At 70.9% G+C, this 21,332-nt stretch carries 21 protein-coding genes; 10 read left to right on the forward strand and 11 right to left on the reverse strand.

Translation table 11 applies throughout. The features are described from left to right. Positions 1 to 179: 179 nt before the first annotated feature. Together ABZU75_RS33350 and ABZU75_RS33355 are read right to left on the reverse strand one after the other, a co-directional pair. Positions 180 to 1,049 carry a class I SAM-dependent methyltransferase gene (locus ABZU75_RS33350; protein WP_355563004.1) on the reverse strand — a complete coding sequence of 290 codons (870 nt, stop codon included), beginning with the start codon at positions 1,047 to 1,049 and terminating at the stop codon, positions 180 to 182. 119 nt (positions 1,050 to 1,168) lie between these two features. Beyond that, positions 1,169 to 1,765 carry an XRE family transcriptional regulator gene (locus ABZU75_RS33355; RefSeq protein WP_355563007.1) on the reverse strand — a complete coding sequence of 199 codons (597 nt, stop codon included), beginning with the start codon at positions 1,763 to 1,765 and terminating at the stop codon, positions 1,169 to 1,171. A gap of 93 nt (positions 1,766 to 1,858) precedes the next feature. Between ABZU75_RS33355 and ABZU75_RS33360 the strand changes: the two genes are divergently transcribed. Next, the gene (locus ABZU75_RS33360; RefSeq protein ID WP_355563010.1) at positions 1,859 to 2,869 is read left to right on the forward strand and encodes an NAD(P)/FAD-dependent oxidoreductase; all 1,011 of its coding nucleotides are present in this window, start codon (positions 1,859 to 1,861) and stop codon (positions 2,867 to 2,869) included. A gap of 239 nt (positions 2,870 to 3,108) precedes the next feature. Next, positions 3,109 to 4,599: an MFS transporter gene (locus ABZU75_RS33365; protein WP_355563013.1), complete on the forward strand. Its 1,491-nt coding sequence runs from the start codon at positions 3,109 to 3,111 to the stop codon at positions 4,597 to 4,599. 211 nt (positions 4,600 to 4,810) lie between these two features. Here ABZU75_RS33365 and ABZU75_RS33370 read toward each other — a convergent pair whose 3' ends face one another. The 5 genes from ABZU75_RS33370 to ABZU75_RS33390 all read right to left on the reverse strand — a co-directional run bounded on the left by ABZU75_RS33370 (position 4,811) and on the right by ABZU75_RS33390 (position 8,178). Continuing rightward, positions 4,811 to 5,248 carry an HTH domain-containing protein gene (locus ABZU75_RS33370; RefSeq protein WP_355563016.1) on the reverse strand — a complete coding sequence of 146 codons (438 nt, stop codon included), beginning with the start codon at positions 5,246 to 5,248 and terminating at the stop codon, positions 4,811 to 4,813. Next, positions 5,245 to 6,063 carry an alpha/beta hydrolase gene (locus ABZU75_RS33375; protein ID WP_355563019.1) on the reverse strand — a complete coding sequence of 273 codons (819 nt, stop codon included), beginning with the start codon at positions 6,061 to 6,063 and terminating at the stop codon, positions 5,245 to 5,247. Before ABZU75_RS33375 ends, ABZU75_RS33370 begins: the two co-directional genes overlap by 4 nt. Positions 6,064 to 6,163: 100 nt before the next feature. Continuing rightward, positions 6,164 to 6,382 (reverse strand): hypothetical protein, encoded by a 219-nt coding sequence (locus tag ABZU75_RS33380; RefSeq protein ID WP_355563022.1) that lies wholly within the window; start codon positions 6,380 to 6,382, stop codon positions 6,164 to 6,166. A gap of 102 nt (positions 6,383 to 6,484) precedes the next feature. Next, positions 6,485 to 7,660: a CU044_5270 family protein gene (locus tag ABZU75_RS33385; protein WP_355563025.1), complete on the reverse strand. Its 1,176-nt coding sequence runs from the start codon at positions 7,658 to 7,660 to the stop codon at positions 6,485 to 6,487. Then, a complete protein-coding gene (locus tag ABZU75_RS33390) occupies positions 7,657 to 8,178 on the reverse strand; it encodes an RNA polymerase sigma factor (RefSeq protein ID WP_355563028.1) in 522 nt (173 codons plus the stop codon). The genes ABZU75_RS33385 and ABZU75_RS33390 overlap by 4 nt, the downstream gene beginning before the upstream one ends. A 481-nt stretch (positions 8,179 to 8,659) precedes the next feature. Between ABZU75_RS33390 and ABZU75_RS33395 the strand changes: the two genes are divergently transcribed. Then, positions 8,660 to 9,388, forward strand: a complete 729-nt coding sequence (locus tag ABZU75_RS33395) for a winged helix-turn-helix domain-containing protein (protein ID WP_355563031.1) — start codon at positions 8,660 to 8,662, stop codon at positions 9,386 to 9,388. Positions 9,389 to 9,495: 107 nt separating this feature from the next. Here ABZU75_RS33395 and ABZU75_RS33400 read toward each other — a convergent pair whose 3' ends face one another. Then, entirely contained in the window at positions 9,496 to 10,947 is a 1,452-nt protein-coding gene (locus ABZU75_RS33400; protein ID WP_355563033.1) for a serine/threonine-protein kinase, read from the reverse strand. Between the two features lie 370 nt (positions 10,948 to 11,317). Between ABZU75_RS33400 and ABZU75_RS33405 the strand changes: the two genes are divergently transcribed. Then, positions 11,318 to 12,511, forward strand: coding sequence for a cytochrome P450 (locus ABZU75_RS33405; RefSeq protein ID WP_355563036.1), 1,194 nt, complete (start codon positions 11,318 to 11,320; stop codon positions 12,509 to 12,511). Positions 12,512 to 12,586: 75 nt separating this feature from the next. Here the strand turns inward: ABZU75_RS33405 and ABZU75_RS33410 are convergent, their stop codons facing one another. Both ABZU75_RS33410 and ABZU75_RS33415 read right to left on the reverse strand, forming a co-directional pair. Next, entirely contained in the window at positions 12,587 to 13,105 is a 519-nt protein-coding gene (locus ABZU75_RS33410; RefSeq protein ID WP_355563039.1) for an FBP domain-containing protein, read from the reverse strand. 374 nt (positions 13,106 to 13,479) lie between these two features. Beyond that, entirely contained in the window at positions 13,480 to 14,286 is an 807-nt protein-coding gene (locus tag ABZU75_RS33415; RefSeq protein ID WP_355563042.1) for an SDR family oxidoreductase, read from the reverse strand. Positions 14,287 to 14,678: 392 nt separating this feature from the next. Here ABZU75_RS33415 and ABZU75_RS33420 point away from each other — a divergent pair, with 392 nt between their 5' ends. The 6 genes from ABZU75_RS33420 (at position 14,679) to ABZU75_RS33445 (ending at position 21,191) form a co-directional block, all read left to right on the forward strand. Beyond that, entirely contained in the window at positions 14,679 to 15,218 is a 540-nt protein-coding gene (locus ABZU75_RS33420) for a DUF4262 domain-containing protein (RefSeq protein ID WP_355563045.1), read from the forward strand. Positions 15,219 to 15,872: 654 nt separating this feature from the next. Continuing rightward, on the forward strand, positions 15,873 to 16,685 hold the full coding sequence (locus ABZU75_RS33425) for a tryptophan 2,3-dioxygenase family protein (RefSeq protein WP_355563048.1): 813 nt from the start codon (positions 15,873 to 15,875) through the stop codon (positions 16,683 to 16,685). Next, the gene (locus ABZU75_RS33430) at positions 16,685 to 17,902 is read left to right on the forward strand and encodes an aminotransferase class V-fold PLP-dependent enzyme (protein ID WP_355563051.1); all 1,218 of its coding nucleotides are present in this window, start codon (positions 16,685 to 16,687) and stop codon (positions 17,900 to 17,902) included. The genes ABZU75_RS33425 and ABZU75_RS33430 overlap by 1 nt, the downstream gene beginning before the upstream one ends. Further along, a complete protein-coding gene (locus tag ABZU75_RS33435; protein ID WP_355563054.1) occupies positions 17,899 to 18,957 on the forward strand; it encodes a methyltransferase in 1,059 nt (352 codons plus the stop codon). Before ABZU75_RS33430 ends, ABZU75_RS33435 begins: the two co-directional genes overlap by 4 nt. 199 nt (positions 18,958 to 19,156) lie before the next feature. After that, positions 19,157 to 20,404: a cytochrome ubiquinol oxidase subunit I gene (locus ABZU75_RS33440; protein WP_355563057.1), complete on the forward strand. Its 1,248-nt coding sequence runs from the start codon at positions 19,157 to 19,159 to the stop codon at positions 20,402 to 20,404. 40 nt (positions 20,405 to 20,444) lie between these two features. Next, a complete protein-coding gene (locus ABZU75_RS33445; protein WP_355563059.1) occupies positions 20,445 to 21,191 on the forward strand; it encodes a cytochrome d ubiquinol oxidase subunit II in 747 nt (248 codons plus the stop codon). On the opposite strand, the gene ABZU75_RS33450 is transcribed toward ABZU75_RS33445, so the two are convergent. After that, a complete protein-coding gene (locus ABZU75_RS33450) occupies positions 21,181 to 21,312 on the reverse strand; it encodes a hypothetical protein (RefSeq protein ID WP_343974738.1) in 132 nt (43 codons plus the stop codon). The two genes, ABZU75_RS33445 and ABZU75_RS33450, sit on opposite strands and share 11 nt — an antisense overlap. Positions 21,313 to 21,332: the final 20 nt, after the last annotated feature.

A 21,332-nucleotide genomic window follows, 5' to 3' on the forward strand; every position in this document is an offset into this window, starting at 1 on the left:
CCGCGGGCCCCGTGCCCGCGGAGCGGCGGCTCGGGCAGGTCGCCGGGGTTTCGTGACTCCCGCCCCGGCGCCAATGCCGAGCGGAACTGCGCGCCTTCCTGCCTGAATAGGAAGCGGCGCATCGGCTCCCGTTTGGGCGCCGATGCCGCCCGGCGGGCAACCTGCGTGGAGATTGCAGATCAGCTGAGGCGTGCGGCCCAGACGGTGCGTTCGGTGCGTACCGAGAGGTCGTCGCGACGCAGGATGCTGTGCGGGCTGTCTGTGTCGAGCAGCCGGTCGAGCGCGGCGAGATCTGCGGCCGGAAGCGCCTGTGCGGCGGCACCGCGGATGCGTAGCAGACTGCTGAGTGCGTAGCGGCCGATGGCCTCGCGGTGGGAGCCTTCGATGTTCACGGCGATGGTGCGCTCGCCTTCGAGGGTGAACCCGGCGGCGATCAGCATCGGCCCCCAGTCGGCGCCGCGGTGGGGCACGTGTTCGGCGTGAAAGCGCTCGGTCGCGGCGTGGCAGCGGTCTTCCAGGCCGGGCCGGTCCTCCGGGGCATTCTCGGGCAGGAAACGCGGGAATCCGGCCAGCTCGACGACGGCGAACAGGCCGTCGGGCGCGAGCATGCCGTGGACGTTGCGCAGTGCGCGGTCGGGGTCGGCCATGTGGTGCATCGAGGCCGAGGCCCAGACCAGGTCCGGCGTGCCGAGGTCGGGCCAGTCGGCGGCGTCGAGGTCGGCCTGCACGGTGCGCACGCGGTCATCCGCATTCTGGGCGCATGCCTTCTTCCGCAGGCGCTGCAGGTGTCCGGGCGAGGCGTCGACGGCTGTGACGTGCGCCTCGGGGAAGCGGTCGAGGAGGGCGAAGGTGCCCGCTCCGGTGCCGGAGCCCAGGTCCACGATATGGCGCGGGCCGGCCTTCAGAGGCAGCCATGCGGTGATGGACGCGATGTGCTCACCGAGGACCTCCGCGTCCAGGTCGAGGATCTCCGCCTGGCCGGCGTCGTCCTGCTGGTGGTGGCCGTGCTGCGCGCCCTGGTGAGGGGTGTGCGGGTGTGTGTGGGTCATGCCGTCACCGTAAGGCGGGTTTGCCTACACGGCACGACGGCTCCCGGGATGCGCAAGATGTCGGCGCGTGGCGGTGCCCGACGCGCAAGGCCCACCCGTACCGAGGGTGCGCGTTGCCGTCATTCGCGGATGCCGGGGGTGTCGCAGTCGCCGCCGTTGTCGCGCTGGTGTCCGCGGCGGGCATCGCGGTCGAAGATGCCCAGAATTTCACACGGTCCGCCTTCGGCGCCGATGGCGTGCGGCATCATGGTGGGGAACTCGGCGGCCTGGTTGGTCTCGAGACGGAAGCGCCGGTGGCCCAGCATGAGGATCGCGGTGCCGGAGAGTACGACCAGCCATTCCCGGCCGGGGTGGGCACGCATGCGGGAGGGGTTGTCGGGCGGCGGCTCGGTCATGCGCTGGCGTACGACGCTCATGCCGGGGTCGCCCTTCACGGGCCAGCGCATCAGGCCGTGGGTGCCGTCGATCATCGGGCTGGTGACGACGTCGTCGGTGGCGGTCTCGACGAGCTGGTCGAGGGTGGTGTCCAGGGCGCGGGCGAGGGTGACGAGTTGGTCCAGGGCGAGGCGGCGCTGGCCGTTCTCGATGCGGCTCAGTGAGGACTGGCTGAGGTTGGCGCGGGTGGCCAGTTCTTCCAGGGACCAGCCCTGTGCGACTCGCAGGGCGCGGATGCGTTTGCGTACGAGGCTGTCCAGGTCTCCGATTTCTTGCGTCATGGGCAACATCATATGCCTGTGATGCAAGGCGGGTTTAACGTCGTGTGCAGAAGGCCCGGAAGGGTTGGGCCACGCACGATGAAAGGGCGCGACATGTCTGTGCGGACTTCCGCGTACGCGAGCGACGCACTGCCCGGTGAGACCGTGGACGTTGTGGTGATCGGCGGCGGCGCCGCAGGCTTGAACGGTGCCCTGATGCTGGCCCGCTCCCGCCGTTCGGTCGTCGTGATCGACAGCGGGACGCCTCGCAACGCGCCTGCCAAGGCCATGCACGGCTTCATCGTGCTGGACGGCACGCCGCCCACCGAGCTGCTCAAGCGGGGCCGGGAGCAGGTGCGCCAGTACGGCGGCCAGGTCGTCTTCGGAGAGGTGACCTCTGCCGAACCGGCCGCCCCAGCCGTCGACGGTGATCTGCGTTTCACGGTCAGCCTGGCCGACGGCGGCACGGTGACGGCACGCCGCGTGCTGGTGGCCACCGGCCTGCGGGACGTGCTGCCAGACGTGCCCGGCCTCGCCGAGCACTGGGGGCACGGTGTGGTGCACTGCCCGTACTGCCACGGCTGGGAGGTACGCGACGAACCGATCGGCATCCTCGCCGTCGGCCCCGCCTCGATCCACCACGCGCTGCTGTTCCGCCAGCTGACCGACGACCTCGTCTACCTCACCCACGGCACCGATCTCGACGACGACACCCGAGCGCGCTTCGCCGCCCGCAACATCCGCATCATCGACACCCCGGTGCAGGAAGTCATGACGAGCGAGGACGGCGGCATCGCGGGCGTGCGCCTGACCGATGGCACGGTCGTGGCCCGCCGCGTCCTCGCGGTCGCCACGCAGGTGCAGGCCCGCACCGAGGGCCTGGACGGTCTGAAGCTGCCGATGGAGGACCTGCCCGACAACATGGGCCGCCGCTTCGCCTCCGGCATGGCCGGCACCACCGAGGTGCCGGGCGTGTGGGTCGCCGGCAACGCCACCGACCTGACCGCCCAGGTGGGCGCCTCCGCCGCGGCGGGCGCTCTGGCCGGCTCCCACGTCAACGCCCTCCTGGCCATCGCCGACACCGACGCGGCCCTCGCCTCCGCCCAGACCGGCACCACCGCCTGACGTCAGGGCTCGTACCAGCCCACCGCGCACCCGCGCTCAGCCGCGCGTGGTGGCCGGCCCCCTACTCCATCCACTTCGGCGACCGGACCTGCTCCGGCGCTGACGCTGCATGCCCATTTTGAGAGGAATCCATGAGTACGAACCAGCCTCCACAGGCGGCGGCCGCTGACGGAAGCGGCGGAGGCGCACCGGATGCACGCCAGCTGCGCACCATTCTGATTGCGGTCTCCATCGCGCTGATGGCCGTCATCGCGTCGGTGTCCGGGCTGAACGTCGCCCAGACGCACATGGCCGTCGAGTTCGGCGCCTCACAGAACATCATTTTGTGGATCATCAACATCTACACCCTGACCCTGGCCGCGCTGCTGCTGCCGCTCGGCGCGATCGGTGACCGCCTGGGCCGCAAGCCCATGCTGATCGCCGGGCTGGGTGTCTTCGGCGTCGCCGGCGTCGCGGCGGGCCTGGCTCCGACGGCCGAGGTGATGCTGGCCGCGCGCGTGGCCGGCGGTATCGGCGCTGCGATGATCATGCCCATCACTCTCGCCGTCATCACCTCCACCTTCCCCGAGGAGAAACGTGGCACGGCGATCGGTGTGTGGACCGGCGTCGCCGGAGGCGGCGGCATCCTGGGCATGTTCCTCTCCGCGCTCCTCGTCGACGTCGCCGACTGGCGCCGGCTGTTCGTCCTGCCCGTGGTCCTGATCATCGTGGCCCTGGCCATGACGCTGAAGTCGGTCCCCAACTCCCGCGAGAGGTCCGCCCACAGCTTCGACACCGTCGGCGCGCTGGTATCCACGGTCGCGGTGGTCGGGCTCATCTTCGTCCTGCAGGAGGGTCCCGAGCGTGGCTGGACTGCGCCCGTGACTCTGATCAGTCTCGCTGTCGGTCTCATCGCCGCCATCGGCTTCGTGGCCTGGCAGCTGCACCGCCGGGACTCATCGCTGCTGGACGTGCGGCTGTTCCGTGAGCGCGGCCTGGCCGGCGGCTCGATCACGCTGCTGGTGGTCTTCGGCGTCCAGGCGGGCATCGCCGTGGTTCTCTTCCCGTTCTTCCAGGCCGTGCTCGGCTGGTCGGGGCTGCTGTCCACGCTGGCGCTGATGCCCATGGCCGTGATGATGATGACGACCTCCGGCCTGGCCCCCAAGCTGGCCGCACGCATCGGCTCCCGCTCGACCATGGCCGCGGGCATTGCGCTGGCCGGCGCCGGACTGGCCCTCATGGCCCTCTTCGTCTCCGTCGACGGGGGCTACCTGACCATCCTGCCCGGCATGCTCGCCATGGGCATCGGCATGGGCCTGTCGATGACACCCTCCACCGAGGCCATCACCGGCTCCCTGCCGCGCGAGAAGCAGGGCGTCGCCTCCGCCCTCAATGACGTCACCCGCGAATTCGGCACCGCCCTCGGCGTCGCCCTGCTCGGAGCGCTGCTGTCCGCCGGCTACCGCAGCGCCATCGACGACCGCCTGCAGGGCATTCCCCAGGGTGCCGCGGACACCGCGCGCGAGGGTATCGCCAACGCCGTCGAGGTGGCGGGCAGCACCGGCTCGCACGCCCAAGACCTGGTCCGCGCCGCCCAGCAGTCCTTCGTCGACGGCTGGCAGCAGGCCATGTGGGCAGGCGTCGCCGTCATGGGCGCTCTGTTCGTCTACATCGCCCTGCGCGGCCCCAAGAACTCCGCCCCCACGACGGCCGACGACGTCGAGACCACCGAGGCCGTCGCCGCCCGATGACCGCGTAAGAGGTGAGCGGACAGCACGAAGACCGCCGTCCATGGCTGGGCGTTGGGCGCCGCGACCTCGCGGTGCCCAACGCCCAACCCCAACCGTCTCAGCTCTCGGACCACCACCAAGCAGGAGTACCACGGATGAGCAACATCGAGCTGACCGCAGACAACTTCAACGAGGTCATCTCCGGCTGAATCCTTTCTCCCTTCCCGTGGCGCTAGCGGCGGTGTCTGTCGAGCAACTGGCTCCCGACGTCGACATAGCCGGCGAACAGTCCGATCACGTCCTGGAGCCGGTCCTGCGCGGGGCCTGGACCCAGCAGGGCCTCGCCGTCGCGCAGGGCGGCGATCAGGGTTCTGGCCCGCGCGTGGCTGGCCTCCAGCAGTGACTCGATCCCTCCGGTGGCCTCCACCAGGAGCCTGCGGCTGCCGGGCTGCGGGATCACCTTGGCGAGTCCCCAGGAGTTCAGCTGCCGCACCGCGGTGCTCACCGCGCCCTTGCTCAGGTCGAGCTCGGCGGCGATCGCGTCGAGAGAGGCCGGCTCCTCGGTCATCAGGAGCAGCCCGTAGACGCGACCGGTCGCGTGCGGGAGGTTCCATGAGGCCAGCAGGTCACCCACCGAGGTGATGAACGCGCTACGCCTGGTCGCGCTCACCGCCGTGCCCGCCCCGAGTCCGGGAGCGTACGCAGGAACGCCTCGATCGCCGCGTTCACCGCGTGCGGGTCGTCCTGGTTGGCGATGTGGCCCGCGCCGGGGATGACCACCTCCTGGACGCCTTCCACCGCGGCCCACCCGCGCATGGCCGAGGCGATGTTGCCGGTACGGTCTCGCTCGCCGCGGATCAGGCACAGCGGCACCGGCGTACGGTAGCCGGGGTCCGGGTCGAGGAGCTCGACGGTCGCCCGCCACACCTGGACGAACTCCCGCTTCGACAGCAGGGAGAACGCCCGCCGCGCATCCGCCCGCGCGCCCTCCGTCACCGCGGAGGCCTCGGCCATCACGCCGGGAAGGCGGCCGGCCGGAATCATCGACAGGCTCGGCGCGGCCACCTTCAGCAACAGGCGCTCCGTCCATGACAGCGGCCCGGTGTTCCACGCCGAGTCGATGACGATCAGCGCCCGGGCGAGGTCCGGATGCCGCCGGACGACCGCCTGGCCGAGGTTGCCGCCGAGGGACTGTCCCACGAGCACCGGCCGATCGAGCGCGAGGTGCTCGATGAGCGCGCACAGGTCCGCGATCGCCTGCTCGGCGGTGAACGGAACGCCCGCCGGGCGAGAGCGGCCGTGGCCGCGCATGTCCCAGGTGACGACCCGGTATCCCCGGGCGCGCAGCTGCTCGCTCTGGGCGTCGAACATCACGTGATCGGCCCCGGCTCCGTGCGAGAACACCAGCGGCACACCGTCGCCACCGCTGTCGGCGTAGTGGAGGGCACATCCCCGCAGCGAGAGCGTCGATGACATATTCGCCATTTACTAAACATAGCAAATATGCCCGGTTGTGGAAGACAGCCGAGATCGCGGGCCGTCGCCCCGGCCTCGCCCGCCAGGGGCCGGACCCCGGCGAGACGGCCTACAGCTGCCCGCGTGCCTCCTCGGCCTGGCGCAGGATGGCCTTCGCGCCAGTCGCCTCGGCGAGCGTGCCCGCCTCCTCGACCAGGGCGAGCGCGTCGTCGCGGCGGCCCTGCGCGAGGGCGATGTAGCACAGCCCGACCAGGTTCGCGGCGACACCGGGCAGGAAGCCGAGCTCCCGGCGGAGCCGTACCGACTCCTCCAGGCGCTCCCGTGCCACCTCCAGCCGAATCCGTACGGCTCTCCGAACGGCTGGGGAGGTCCGGCGCCTCGCCCGGAGGACTCGCCGTACGCCCCGGGAGTGCGGCGAGTCCTCCGGGAGTCAGGAGGCGGGTTTCTCGTCGGTCCAGCCGGCTTCGAGGACGGTCTCGGAGTTCCACACGGTGCCCGGCGCGAATCCGGCCTGCAGGCCGCCCGGCCGTACCACGACGCTGTCCCTGGCCAGTGCCCGCCCGGTCACCTCGTCGAAGATCAGGCGGTTCCGCAGGATCCCCTCGCCGCCCTTGGCGTCCGCCTTCGCCCTGACCCGCTCCTCGATGGCGACGGCGCTGCCGGTACGGCCCTCCGCGTCGACGACGTCACGGACGACCTCGATGCTCTCCAGGTCGGCGAGCATCCGGAAGGCGGCACCGCGCACCTGCGGGGTGACCGGCATGTCGGTGATCAGCCCGACCGTGACGGCGAACAGCCAGGCGTCCGACGACATCGGGGCGTCCGACTCGGTGCCGTGCCCCCCGTACGAGCGCAGCAGCCACGCCTTGAGCCTGTCCGGGTCCTTCGGCAGGCCGCGCAGGTCCTTCATGGTGACGTTGCGGCCCAGCCAGAACACCTTGTCCCCGTCGACGAGGGGGGCGTGGCCGTCCTGCGCCGCTCCCGGCTCGGTCGACAGGGTGAAACCTGCGGATTTCGGGTTGTTGCCCCTCTTGGGGGACCTGACCTGGATCTCGGCCGGGGAACCGGCCCGCTCCCAGGCCGCCCTGTCGTCCGGACCCGCGGGCTCCGCGCCGAGGGAGCTCGTCCGGCTCCACTGCTCCCCGCCGGTCGCCGACGGGGTCCACACCTCGTTCCGCTGCCGGTCCACGACGGTGTAGTCCCCGTCGGCCGCCTCGAACAGGTTCCGGCTCACCGACACGGTGTGCCAGTAGGCGCCGGTCACATCCGGCTGGCGGGCCGCCCCGTGGGCGGCGGCGAGCAGGATGGATCTCCCGGAGAGCTCGATGCGCGGGGTGGCGGTCGCCGGGCTCGAGATCACCTGGGCGGAGGGCGCGCGCGGCGCCATACCGCCGGTCGCGGAGATCGTGACGGCGACCGCGGTCACGGCCGCGGCGGCTCCGGCGAGGCCGAGACCCCACACCGGGCGTACGATCCTGCGCCTGGCCGGGGCCGGCCGGGGCCGCGCCATGACGCGGGAGAGCTCGGCGGCCCTGGTACGCGGGTCGACCGGGGTGTCGTCCAGGTGCGCGGGGCGTGCGGCCCGCAGCTGATCGATGGGGTTCATGACCACTCCTCGCTGAGGTTCCTCATCCGGGGCTCGGGACTCACGGCGGTGTCCATCCGCTGTTTGAGCCGCCGGCGAGCGCGGTGCAGCCGCACCCAGAAGGTGGTCGGAGAGCAGCCGACGACCTGGGCCGCGTCGCGGGGGGAGAGCCCCTGCCAGGCGGTCAGGATCAGGATCTCCCGATCGTCCTCCGACAGCCCGGTCAGCGCCCTGAGCACGCTGAGCCGTTCGGTGACCTGATCCGCGACGTCGTCCTCGGTCCAGGCCCGCAACTCGGCGCTGAGCGCGTCCCGCCGGATCTCCGCCCGGATGTTGTCGCGCAGCACGTTGCGGGCCACCCCGAGGAGCCACGGCAGCGCCGGCTCCGGCACGTCCTCCAGCCGTCGCCAGGCGATCGCGAACGTCTCGCTCACCACCTCGTCCGCGACCTGCCGTCCCGCGCGGCTGACCACGTAGGCCCAGACGCGCTGCCGGCACTCGTCGTACATGCCGGTGAATCTCTGCGAGTCGTCCGTCACCGCCCCGCCCCCTTCGTCCCGGATGTGTTCTTCTGACACCGGGAAGTGGCCGGGGACCCTCGGTTGTTACCCGCTTCCTCGAAAAAGGGTACGAGCCTCCTGAGACCGCCGGTCAGGGGCGGCGGGCTGCGGCGACGAACAGCGGCATCGTGAGGAAGAGCCTGCCGTCCCGCGCGCGCCCGGCCTGCTCCTCGATCCAGCTGCCGGCCTGGTCCTCGGTGATGGCCCCGACCGAGCGGGCGGCATCAGCGCACGGATCGGCGCCGACCCGCCGGCCCGCGCTCGGTCACGCTGAGCGGCTCGGCTCCGAATCCCGGAAAGCGGAAACAGCGGCTGGTCACCCTCGTCGACCAGCCGCTGTTTCATGTGGAATTCGCCGGCGCTCCGGTCCCCCGACATTCAGCGCCGACAGCGACATCGTTCGGCATAGGGTGATGTTCTGGGAACCTGGAAGCTTCCAGGGTGCTAAGGGGCGGAACAGATGCGGACGATCCTCTTGCAGGCCGAGGCCCCCGACGACGGAGCGGTCGTCATCGAGCTTCCTCCGGGTCGCGAGGTCACCTTCGGCCGCGGAACGGAGAGCGCCCCGGTCGACTTCCCGCTGGACCATCCGGGGATCTCCCGGCGGGCCGGGATCATCCGGGCCGTGGACGACTACTGGCTGCTCACCAACCTCAGCCGGGACGCCACCCTGGTCGTGGAGAACCCGGAGGGCGGCGGGGAGTTCCTCAAGGTGGCTCCGCGGCGGGTGGCGGCGCCCGTGCCGTTCGAGTTCGCCCGCGTGGTGCTCCCGGTGGCGGGTGGCGCCTGCTCCTTCCTGGTCTTCGCCTCGCAGCACAGCTTCATCGACCCCGACGCGCCCGAGAGCGCGGCGGTCGGCGAGCCGACCGTCTCCGGCTTCCCCGTGGACGAGACGGCGAAGTACTTTCTCGTGCTGATCGCGCTCTGCGAGCCGCGGCTGCGCGACGGCTCGTCCCCGGTCATCCCGACGGTGCCGGAGATCCTGGAGCGGCTGCGCGACGTTCCCGGCGGCGCGGGACTGACCCGGGCCGCGGTCAACTTCCACATCGACTATCTGGCGCGTACGAAACTGCGCGTCAAGCCGCCGTCGGGCTCGCGCAAGGCCGACTGGCAGCGCGCCGCGCTGGTCTCCGTGGCGCTCCGCTTCGACCTGGTGCGGGAGGAGCATCTGAAGCGGCTGGACAGCTGATCACACCCTGTGGAGGGTGGCCCGGTGGACCACCCTCGCCGTTCCAGGTCCGCGTGCCGCCTCCGGCTCATCCGTCGGCGGGAACGGCCTCCCAGACAACGGGTGCATCACGGCTCGTAGGCGGCCCGGTGTCGCCGTACCAGGTCGGCGTGGGCCTGGAAGCGCGCGGGAATCCCGCCCTCCTGGCGGACCACGTCGTCGGAGGAGCGGAACGCCACCGCGCCCAGCAGCCCGGGGTCTCCGGGCACCCCGGCCAGCAGCGGCAACCGTCCGCACAGGTAGCGGCCGACGGCGGGGATGGTGTCCTCGGGCGAGAGGGGCGGGGCGAGGATGGTGCCCCGGCGGTCGGGCGGCAGGTAGTACTGGAGCACCGACGGTGTCCAGCGCGCGAGGCCGTACTCGTCCTTGGCCGCGTCGAACAGGTTCGCGTCGAAGCCGCTCTCCGCCTTCAGGATTCCGGCGACCAGTGCCGGGCTCAGACCTGGCTCGGCGCACATCGTGCCGGTTTCGACGATCAGCGCGCGATACTCCCGGGGGATGTCGGAGCCGGAGCGCAGCCACCGCCCGAACGGGTCGGCCATCCGCGAGTCGACCATCCCCGCCCCCGAGACACCCGCCAGCACGAGAACCGCCGAGGCCATGGTCTTCGCCACCCGGTGGCCCGTTCGCCGGGGCGAACCCGTCAGGGTGCCGGCCAGCAGTCGCGCGCGGTAGAGCTGGCGGACCGCGCTGGGCCTGGACCTCGGGTTGGGGTCCAGGCAGTCGCTGACCCAGGGGCGCCAGGCCTCGGGCAGCGAGACCGGAAGCGACAGGGGGGACTCGCCCGCCGCGTACTCGACGGCGGCCACATAGCGCGCGCGAGCGGTGGGGGCGCTGAAGGGAAGGTGGCCGGTGAGCAGCTGGCACGCCGTCACGCCCAGCGCCCAGATGTCGGCCGAGGCCCGCACCGCGTGCCCCTTCTCGCTCAGCGGCTCCCCCCAGCGCTCGGGAGGCACGTGGTCCACCGAGCCCATCGGGGGAAGGTAGCCGTGCGTCCCGTCCATCTCGGTGGCCAGACCGAAGTCGGCGAGCCGTACCGAGCCGTCGGCCATCACGAGCACGTTGTTGGGTTTGAGGTCTCCGTGCACCCACCTCTCGGCGTGCATGTGCGCGAGCCCCTCGCAGATCTCGGCGATCAGCCTCGGCGCGCCGGGAACCGGAGCCCCCTCCCCGATCAGATCGGCCAGTGACCGTTCCGCCAGGTCCATCACCAGAACGCACGCGCCGTCGAGTTCGGAGTTCCCGGCGTCGTCGACGACGAGCGTCTCCCGCAGCCGGATCAGCCGGGGGTGCCGGAGCCTGCCGTGCAGGCGTAACTCCCGCTCCGTCATGTCCCGCAGGTGCCGCAACTGCCGCCGGGTGAGCGTGCCGGTGGGCAGGAACTTCAGCGCCGCCTCTCTCCCGTCTCGCGTTCCCCGGTAGACGCTCGCCCAGCTCCCCGTGGCGACGGGCCTGCCGACCCGCCAGTCACCGACGCGATACCCCGAGGGGACGCTGACCGCCCATCCCTTGGTGTCCATCGTCCTGCCGCCCTCTCACATCACCGAGCCGGCGCGATGACCGCGGTCATCACCCGGGACGCCGTGAACAGGTGGATGTACCTCGGACGGATCACCGTACCGGGGCCAGACCGTCATGCTAGATCGAATACGAGTGCGCGGAGCATCGTCACCGCGGCCGGCTCCGCCATGCCGGTGGCAGCCTGCCCGCGGGTCTTTTCGGTCGGTCCGGCAGGAGCGTCGGTGTCGCCCTCATAACGCGGGGGTTCCGAGGCGCGCGCAGGTCAGCGCGGTGGTCGATATCCCGCCCGCCGGGATCCCTTGCGGGGAGGCGACGGCTGGTTATCGTTTTTTCGGAACAGTCAGGACGGCCGGTCAGCAAGGGAGCTACATGAGCGAGACTCCGACGCCTCCGCTGTACATGCGGCGAGCAGGGTTCGACCCGGATCCGGAACTGGGAGCGCTGCGGGACGGGGAGGGGATCGGGCGTGCCGGCACACCCTTCGGCGTCGACGCCTGGTTGGTGACCCGCTACGCGGACGTACGGACGGTGCTGAGCGACCCCGAACGGTTCAGCAACGCCGTGGGGATCGACTTCGTGCCGTCCGGCACGAAGATGAGCAAGGAGGAGGTCGCGGCGCTGCGCGCGGGCAACATGCTCGCCCTCGATCCTCCCGAGCACACCCGGCTGCGCCGGGTGCTGACGCCGGAGTTCACCATCCGCCGGATGCGCCGGCTGGAGCCGCGGATCACCCGCATCGTCGAGGAGCACCTGGACGCGATGGAACGCGCCGGGTCCCCGGCCGACCTGGTGTCGTCGTTCGCGCTGCCGATCCCCTCACTGGTGATCTGCGAGTTGCTGGGGGTGCCGTACGCCGACCGGGAGGACTTCCAGCGCACAAGCAGCAAGATGCTCGATGTGGGGGCGCCCTTCGAGGAGCGTCTGACGGCGCAGCTGGAGTCGCGCGCCTACATCGGCGAACTGGTCGCCCGCGCCCGGGTCGATCCCGGGGAGGAACTGCTCGGCACGCTGGTGCGCGAGCACGGCGACGACCTGACGGTGCACGAGCTCGTCGGCATCGGGACCCTGCTGCTGCTGGCCGGACACGAGACCACCTCCAACATGCTCGGACTGGGCACGCTGGCCCTGCTCCGCCATCCCGACCAGCTGGAGCTGCTGCGGAAGGAGCCCGAGCGCATCGACGCGACGGTGGAGGAGCTGCTGCGCTGGCTCAGCATCGTCCACTCCGGCACCGCCAAGGTGACCACCACGGAGGTCGAGATCGCCGGCCAGGTCATCGGGCCCGGCGAGCTGGTGGTCTGCGCGCTGCCCGCCGCCAACCGCGACGCCGGGTTCCTGCCCGACCCCGAGACGCTGGACATCACCCGGGGCGCGCCCGGTCACCTGGCCTTCGGCCACGGCGTGCACCACTGCCTGGGCGCACCGCTGGCCCGGATGGAGATGCGCATCGCCTTCCCGGCACTGCTCGGGCGCTTCCCCGAGCTGCGCGTGGTCGAGCCCGAGGCGCACTTCCGCTCTTTCAGCGTCGTGTACGGCCTGACGTCCCTGCCGGTCGCCTGGTAGCCGGCACGGCTCCGACAGGACCGCCCGGGGCCGCGATCGCGGCTCCGGGCGGCTGTGGTTCCGGGCGGGTACGGCTCAGGCCGCGCCCGAGCTCAGGTCGCCGTCGAAGACCTTGTCCAGGAAGCTCTCCAGGTTGACGACGACTCGCATGATCCGCTCCTCGTTGCCGAGCGTCTCGAACCGCACGCCGAGCTCCGTCTTCCTGATGTCCCGCACGTAGAGGGAGCAGGCCAGGTCGGCGCACATGTAGGTGCCGACCGTGTTGCCCTGGCGGCCCGCGGCGCCGGCCCTGGGCGCGACGAACAGGGAGATCCCGGTGCCGGCGTGCGGTGTCACGCAGATCGAGCAGACCGTGCTCTTGGCATAGCTCCTGTGCACCTCCCGGCTGAGGCGCAGGGTGACGCCGACGAGCTCGCCGCGCCGCTCGGTGACCAGGTAGCCCCGGTCGGGCGCGCCGGGGTCGAGCCAGCCCAGGAAGTCAAGGTCGGCCCAGGGGGTCTCCGGCAGGCTCCTGGGCAGGTTGATCCTGCGCGCCTCCCCCTTGGAGCAGTTGACGAAGGATCCGCGGATCTCCTTCTCACCGACCGGAATCATGACTCACCCACTGTTGATCGACACGTCTGCTGGGGCCCTGCCCGCGCGACCGGCGCCGCCGCCGGGAAGGGGCAGGACACGGGCGAACCGCCGGGCCCCGTCTTTCGGACATCCGGTTTTCGGACATCCGGCGCCGACCACTATCTCAGCGCGACATCGGGGACGTCGAATGCTTTTCCGACACCCGGGGATCGCGCGCGTGCACGTTTCAGTAGCGGCTCAACCCTCATCCGCCGGCCGTCGTACGAGCGCGGCGAGAATCCCCGGTGATCCGACCTGGCCGCCTGCCGATCCCGGACCGCTGGATCCGCTGGAAGCTCACCCGGAGCCAGGAGTCTCGCGGACCATCGCCACCAAGGTCGGCCTGGGGGACCTCAGATCTCCTTGAGGAACCCGGCGTCGACGGCGAAGTCCGCGCCGGTGGTGCTCGCCGAGCGCGGCGAAGCGAGCAGGGCGATCACGTCGGCGACCTCCTGCGGTTCGACGAGGCGGCCGGTGGTCAGCTTCATCATCTCCGGTGCGACGCTGTTGATCACGGTGTCCCGGTCGGTGCCCGCCTGGGCGGCGATGATGTCGGCCGCGCCGCCCTCCTCTGTCCACCACGCGGTCCGCACGGGCCCCGGAGAGACGGTGTTCACCCGGATGCCCTGCGGTCCGAACTCCTCCGACAGCGCCTTGGTGAGATTGTTCAGGCCCGCCTTGGCGGCGTTGTAGTCGACGTTCATGGGGGCGGCCTGCCGGGCGCCGCCCGAGGAGACGTTGACGATCGAGCCGCCGCCCCGCTGGAGCATCTGCGGGATGGCCGCGCGGACGGCCCGTACGACCGAGAACAGGTTGAACTCGAACATCGCCCGCCAGTCGTCGTCGGTGGGGGCCAGGAACGAGAAGCGCGGCAGGGCCACGCCGGGCGGTGGGCCGCCGGCGTTGTTCACCAGGATGTCCAGGCCGCCGAACGCCTCCACGGCCCGCGCCACGACCTGGGCGGGCGCCTCGGGGTCCGTCAGGTCGGCCGCCACATGGAGCAGTCCGGGGCCGCCGAGCGCCTCCAGCTCGGGAGTGCTCCTGCGCGAGGCGGCCACGACGTGGGCCCCCTCCTCGAGCAGGGTGCGGGTGACGGCCAGGCCGATGCCCTTGGAGGCACCGGTGACGACCGCGACGCGGCCGGAAAGCTGCAGATCCATGAATGTCCTCTCATCGCCGAGCCCCGTCCCGCCGAGATGGGGAAGGGCTCTTCACCCGGGCAAAGCTATGGCGGTCATCCGATTCCGGGCTGGCGACATTCAGACCGGTAATTCACGCCGGATCCGGACCCCGTATCCGGCGTGGGCGCACCGGCAGGGAATCCTCATCGGCCTCCCGGATGATCCGAGCCTCCCGGGCGAAGCGAACCTTCCGGGTGAACCGCGCCTCCCGGGCGAAGCGAGCCGAGATCGTCTCCGCGGCCCCCGCTGTCGAACCCGGTGAGACCCGCGCCCGCCCGGCCGGTCCGGACCCGTTCGGCGGCATGCAGGAGGGCCGGGCGGTGCCGGGGGACTTGTCAGCTTGTATCCGTACAGAGCACTACGCTCGGCATATGTCTGACCAGCCGGTATGCCACTGCCTGCTCTGCGTCGAGCGGGAGGTGGAGCTCGACCCGGCCGATCTCGGGACGCTGCGGAGCATCCGGGACCGGGGGTGGGCGATTGTCATGATCCCGGAGGACGAGGACGGTCCCGGCTGGGCGTTCACCGTCGGGCTGTGGCACACGCTCCGCTCCCCCGAGGTGGTGATGCTCGGTCTCCGGGTGGACGTGATGGGCAACTGCCTCAGCACCCTGGCCGACCGGATCGCCGCCGGGCACCATCTGGTCGAGGGCCGGGAGCGGGACGACGTGATCAGGAACTACCCGGTCGTCGCGAAGGCGGTGGACACCAGCTGGTACCGGTCGCTGTTCGGCACCGCGCTGCACTTCTACCAGGGGCCCCCGCTGCCCTTCATGGAGATCGTCTGGCCCGACGCCGCGGGCCGCTTCCCCTGGAACGACGGTTGCGCCCCACGACTGCGGGAGCTCCAGCCCGCGCTCTGGATCCCCAAGGACGACCACGCCCCGGGCCCCTGGACCAAACTCCCCTGACGGGGCCGTGCCGGGCGGCACCCGGCCCGCGTTCCCGATCGAACCACCGGCGACGCCGAAGCCTCCCGGCGGAGACCACGGTCACGGTGAGGCCGCCGTACGACGGAGGCCGGGGCCGGCGCCGAGTCCGCCGCACGACGGACGCCCTGGTCAGCACCGGCGTCACCCGGAAGGCGTGAGAACCGGAGCGAAGGAGACCGGCCACATTTCTCCCGGCTGCCGAACCGGCCCTTTACTACAGTTCATTACCAATTTCAAGGTGTCTTGTTTCGCACTGCCCGACGACTCTTTCCAAGTCATTCACAAGTCCCTTCCAAGAGGGAAAAAGGAACCTCTACCCGTATCGGATAACGCTTCAAAAACCGTACAAAGAACGCCGAAAACGCTTTCCATCATCAATTCTCCTCGCACATTTCCCTTGCCGGAGACGTGAGGACAAGTGAGGTCAGAAAAGGCCGTTGACCCGACACGACGATCGACCACCTGGCGAGGGACATCTCGCACCCCGTGACCGCCGGGCGGCACACGGACCGTCACACGCTCCGATGTCATAAGCGAATCGCCGGAAGACCGGCACACCGCTCTGTAAGTCCGGCGGGAGTCCCGGGGGAACCCGCGGCCGCCGACCGCCTGACAACGCCTACGAGGAGAAGCATGCACGTCAACCTCAACGAACCCGTCATGGAAGAACTGCGCAGGGTGGTTTCAGAGCCGATCTTCAACCCGGTCCTCAAAACCTTCGTCGGGGAGGGGAAGCTGGACTACGAGGTGTATGTGCGGACCTCGGAGTTGTTCTCCCTGCAACCCGCCACCGACGAACTCGTCTCCTCCGACGAGCTGATGTTCCAGATGGTCCACCAGGCTCAGGAGGTGTGGCTGAAACTTCTGGCGCACGAGATGACGGAGCTGGTCGGCGACCTGGACCTGGACGCGCTCTGGGACGCCTCGGCGCGGCTGGACCGGATCGCGCGCATCGTCCGCTGCCTCAACGACGAGCTGGGCGTCCTGGAGACGCTGACGCCCGACTCGTACCAGACGATCCGGCGGCATCTCGGGAACGGCAGCGGGCAGGAGTCACCGGGGTACAACCGGCTGCGCGTGGCGGCCCAGTACATATCGGACGCGCTCGACCGGCTGACCGCCCGCCGCGGGGTTTCGGCCACGGATGTCTACCAGGCGCGGGACGCCCGGCACAGTGACCTGAAGCGCACGTTCGAGCTGCTCCTCGACGTGGACGAGGCCTACCAGATGTGGCTCGTCACCCACTTCATGCTCGTCCGCAGGACGATCGGCATCAGCCGGGACACCGCGGCGCTCGACGGCGTGCCGACGCAGGTGCTGACCGGCCGCATGACACAGCCCCTCTTCCGGCAGCTGTGGAAGGTACGCGAGGAGATGACCGCCACCTGGAAACGCGACGGCGGGTACGCGCCCGGAGAGTCCAGGCACGCGGAGAAGGGCTCCTGATGACCTGCACCGACGACAGCGCCGCGAACCCCGTCGGCGACGGCGCCCCGAACCTCATCGACGGGACGGGCGGCGCGGACCACGACCGGATGGTGAGGTCGCTGCGCGCCGAGTTCCCGCTGCTCGACACCTGCGTCTACCTCAACAGCAACTCCACCGGCGCCGTCCCTCGCGGTGTGGAGGAGGTGCTGCGCCACTACTGGCGGACGCTGACCAGGTGGCGGGACGAGGTGTGGGGCGACTGGCTGGAACAGACGTCGGCCTACACCGACGCCCTCGCCGTCTTCCTCGGCGCGCCCCCGGGTTCCGTCGTGACCGATGTGAACCTCAGCACGCTGCTCGCCCGGATCGGCACCTGCCTGGACTTCGGCGGCCCGCGGAGCAAGGTGGTCACCACCGGCTTGGAATTCCCCACGGTGCCGCTCATCTGGCAGGGGTTCGCCCGGTACGGGGCGGAGCTGGAGATCGTGGGTTCGGGCCCCGGGTTCGACGAGGCCGCGCTGGAGGCCGCCATCGACGAGCGGACCCGGTGCGTGTGCGTCTCACACGGCAGCTATTCCACCGGAGCGCTGCTGGACCTGCGGCGGATCGTCGCCAGGGCCCACAGCGTGGGCGCGTACGTCATCGTGGACGCCTACCAGACCGTCGGCACGGTTCCCCTGGACGTCACCGAACTGGGCGCCGACTTCGTGCTGGGCGGCGCCCACAAGTGGATGTGCGGCGCCGCCACCGCGTTCCTGTACGTGCGCCCCGACCTCATTGCCGACCTGCGACCCGCGGCGACCGGCTGGCTGGCCGGCGCCGACCCGACCTCCTTCCGCTCACCGGTCGTGTTGGCCGGGGACGCCCGCCGCCTGGCCTCCGGCACACCGGTGCCGCTGGGACCGATGATGTCCAGGATCGGCCTCGACCTCCTGTCCGGCATCGGCGTCGAGACGATCCGCGGGCACTCGCTGGCGTGCACCGGCCGGGTGCTGGAACGCGCGGACGCGGCCGGAATCGAGGTGGTGACCCCGAGGGAGCCACACCGGCGCGGCGGCGTCGTCTGCCTGCGATTCGACGGGGACGAGCGGGTGAGCAGGTCACTGGTCGACCGGGGCATGGTGTGCAGCTGGCGCGGCTCCCTGCGCGTGGCGCCCCACATCTACAACACGATCGCCGAGGTCGACGCCTTCATGGACGCCGTCGAGACGGAACGGGAGCGGATCACCGCATGAACGTCACCCCCCTGTCGCCACGGGCTCTGCTGAGCCTCCTGGCCAACGGTACGAAGGCGATGGACGTCGTGGAGACCGCGCTGCGCCTCGGCCTGCTCGACGCCCTCGAACCCGGCGCCGAGACCGGCACCCGGACGGACACCCGGACGGACAGCGTCTCCCTGTCCGACCTCAGCGTGCGGCTCGGCGTCGTACCCGGCCGGCTGTACAAGATGCTCGACTGCCTGGAAAGCCTCGGTTTCGTGCACCGGGAGCAGAGCGGCGACGACCTGGGCCTGGCCCGCTACCGGGCGGTCCCCGGCCTGAGGCAGGCGGCGGAGGCCGTCGCCGGTCCCGGCTCGTTGGAGCGCGACCGCGACCGGTATCCGTGGCGCCTGCTCCACGGCAGGCTCGTCGACGTCCTGCGCGGCGAGATGTCGATCCCCGCGGCCACCTTCGGCTGGCCACCGCGCGACGAGGAGCGACTGGCCGACTTCGAGCAGAGCATGGCCGCGGGTCTCGGCCCCGTCATCGAGACGTTCCGCGCGCACGCCGGGCGGCTGTGGGGCGAGCGGGCGCTCCGGCTGCTCGACGTCGGCGGCGGTGACGGCACCCTCGCCGCCCACCTGCTGGCATGCTCGCCCGCCCTCCAGGTGGACGTGTTCAACCTTCCCGCGGCGGAACCGCTGGTGGGCCGTACGAGGAAGGAGAGCGGTCTCGGCGGGCGGCTCGGATTCGTCGCCGGAGACTTCCTCGACGGCCCCCTGCCCGACGGGTACGACGCGCTGTCGTTCGTCCGCGTCCTGCACGACTGGCCGGTCTCCACAGCACGGGCGCTGCTGCGGAAGGCCCACGCGGCCCTCGTCCCCGACGGGCGGATTCTGATCTGCGAGGAGTTCAGGACCCCCGACCGGCTCGCCGGGCAGTTCTTCTGGTCGTACTTCCTCATGGGCGTCGACAGCTGTGTCAGCCGCCTCTACGAGATCGAGCACTACGCGCGGCTGCTCGAAGAGAGCGGCTTCAGGGACGTCACCGTCCTGCCGGGCCCCTTCGAGCTGATCACCGCGACCCGTTGACCCCGCGGGGTCCGCCCGGCGGACCCCGCCGCCCTTCATCGAGATCGTCTGGTCCGATGTGGCCGAACCTCGCGCGCGAACCCGGGCCGGTGCACTGGAAGGTGTACGGCCACGGCCGGGGATCACGACTCCTGGAGTACGGCAGGTGCCTCCCGGGGAGGGACGCGCGGGCGGTGACCGCGCCGGAAGCATGAGCGGCATGGAGACGCTCGATCTCGCCCGCCTGCAGTTCGCCGTGACCTCGGGGGCACACTTCCTGTTCGTGGCCCTCACCCTGGGCCTGGCCACGGTGCTGGCGGTCACGCAGACCCGGGCGACGCTGACGCGTTCCGACACGCAGCTGCGGATGACCCGGTTCTGGGGACGGCTGTATGTGATCAACTACGCGATGGGCATCCTCACCGGGCTGGTGATGGAGTTCCAGCTCGGGATGGCCTGGAGCGGGCTGACGCACTTCGCGGGGAACGTGTTCGGCGCCTCACTGGCGATGGAGACCCTCGTCGCCTTCTTCATCGAGTCCACGTTCCTGGGCCTGTGGATCTTCGGCTGGGACCGGCTGAACCGCTGGGCGCACCTGGGCGTGATCTGGGTGGTCACGATCACCGCCTACGCCTCGGCGTACTGGGTCCTCGTCGCCAACGGCTTCCTGCAGAACCCGGTCGGTGCCGAGGTCGTGGACGGGACGCTGCGGCTCACCGACGCGGTGGCGGTGCTCACCAACCCCGACGCGCTCCTCGCGTTCGCCCACATCCTCTCCGGTGCCCTGGTGACCGCCGGGTTCTTCCTCGCCGGGGTGAGCGCCTACCACCTGCGCCGCGGGACGGCCGAGCAGGAGTTCTTCCGCAGGTCCCTGCGGATCGGCGTGTTCACCACGCTGCCCGCGCTGCTGATCAACGCCGCGTTCGGCGGCGTGCAGTTCCCGTCCCTCCAGCCGATGAAGACCGCCGTCTTCGGCGGGCGGGAGGCGGAGATCGCCCGCTTGCAGGCCGAGATGGTCGCCACCCACGGTCCGGGGGACTACATCCCGCCCGTCGCGCCGACGCAGATCAGCGCCATGATCATGCTGGGTGTCTTCACGGTGCTGCTGCTCGTGTCGGCGCTGAGCGTCCTGCTCGCCTCGTTCCGCCGGATGGTCCTGGGGGCGCGGGCCTGGCACCTGCTGCTGATCGCGATGATCCCGCTGCCGTTCGTCTCCATGATCGCCGGCTGGGTGTTCAGGGAGGCGGGCCGCCAGCCCTGGATGGTGAACGGCCTGCTGACGACCGAGGACGCGCTGAGCGACCTGTCGCCGGGCACGATCTGGGTCTCGCTGATCGCCTTCATCACGCTGTCCGTCCTGCTGATGGCCGTCAACGCCTGGATCCTGGCGCGCAGCGCCCGCCAGGGCCCCGAGGCACCCGCCACCGGCCCGGCCCCGGCCGAGCCGACTCCGGTCCTGGCCTTCTGACAGCCCCGCTGTCCACCGGCCTTCGTAAAGGGAAATCGCTATGGAAATCGCCCTGCTCGCGTTCTTCGCGGTCGGCTACTTCGTCCTCGCGGGCGCGGATCTCGGGGTCGGCATGCTGCTGCCGTATCTCGGCCGCACCCCCGAGGAGCGCGGCCGGGTGCTCGGCTCCATCACCCCGTTCTTCCTGACGAACGAGGTCTGGCTGGTCACGGCGGTGGGCGTACTGGTCGGCGCGTTCCCCGTGCTGGAGGGGGAGCTGCTCAGCGGGCTGTACCTGCCGTTCGTCGCGTTGCTGCTCGGCTGGGTCGCCCGCGACGCGGGGATCTGGCTGCGCGGGCGGGTGGACCGGGCCGCCTGGCGGGCCCGGTGCGAGGGCGCCGTGGTCGCGGGCAGCTGGCTGGCGGTGCTGAGCTGGGGGCTCATCCTCGTCGGGATGGGCGACGGGTTCACCGTCGGTCTCGGCGCGCTGGTCGCCGCTCCGCTGGGGGCCGTCCTGTTCGCCGCCCACGGGCTGGCGCTGGCCGGGCTCCGGCTCGACGGCGCCCCTCGGGAGCGGGCCCGGCGGTTCGCCGGGCCCTCGGCCGGGCGTGCGGTCTACGCCCTGACGTCGGCCGGGATGGCTCTGGCCTGCCTGCTGGCCGGGGCCCGCCTGCCACTGGCGGAGCACCTGGCGGACTCGGCGACGCTCGCCCTGCTCACTCCCTCGATGGTGCTGCTCACTCCCCTGCTGGTGGCGTCACAGGTGTGGCTGTGGTGGCTCTTCGGCCGCGTCCAGATCAGGCAGTGATCATGAAAGCCAGCCCGAGCAGCACTGCCACGGGGATGACCCAGACCACGGCCTCGATTGCGAACTCCTTGTACACGGCGAGCTTCTCCCTTTTATCCACGAAAGCGGTGAAGCGCAGCATATGCGCACTTGGCGGCATCC

This window comes from Streptosporangium sp. NPDC005286, from assembly GCF_040607515.1.
Classification (GTDB): Bacteria; Actinomycetota; Actinomycetes; order Streptosporangiales; family Streptosporangiaceae; genus Streptosporangium.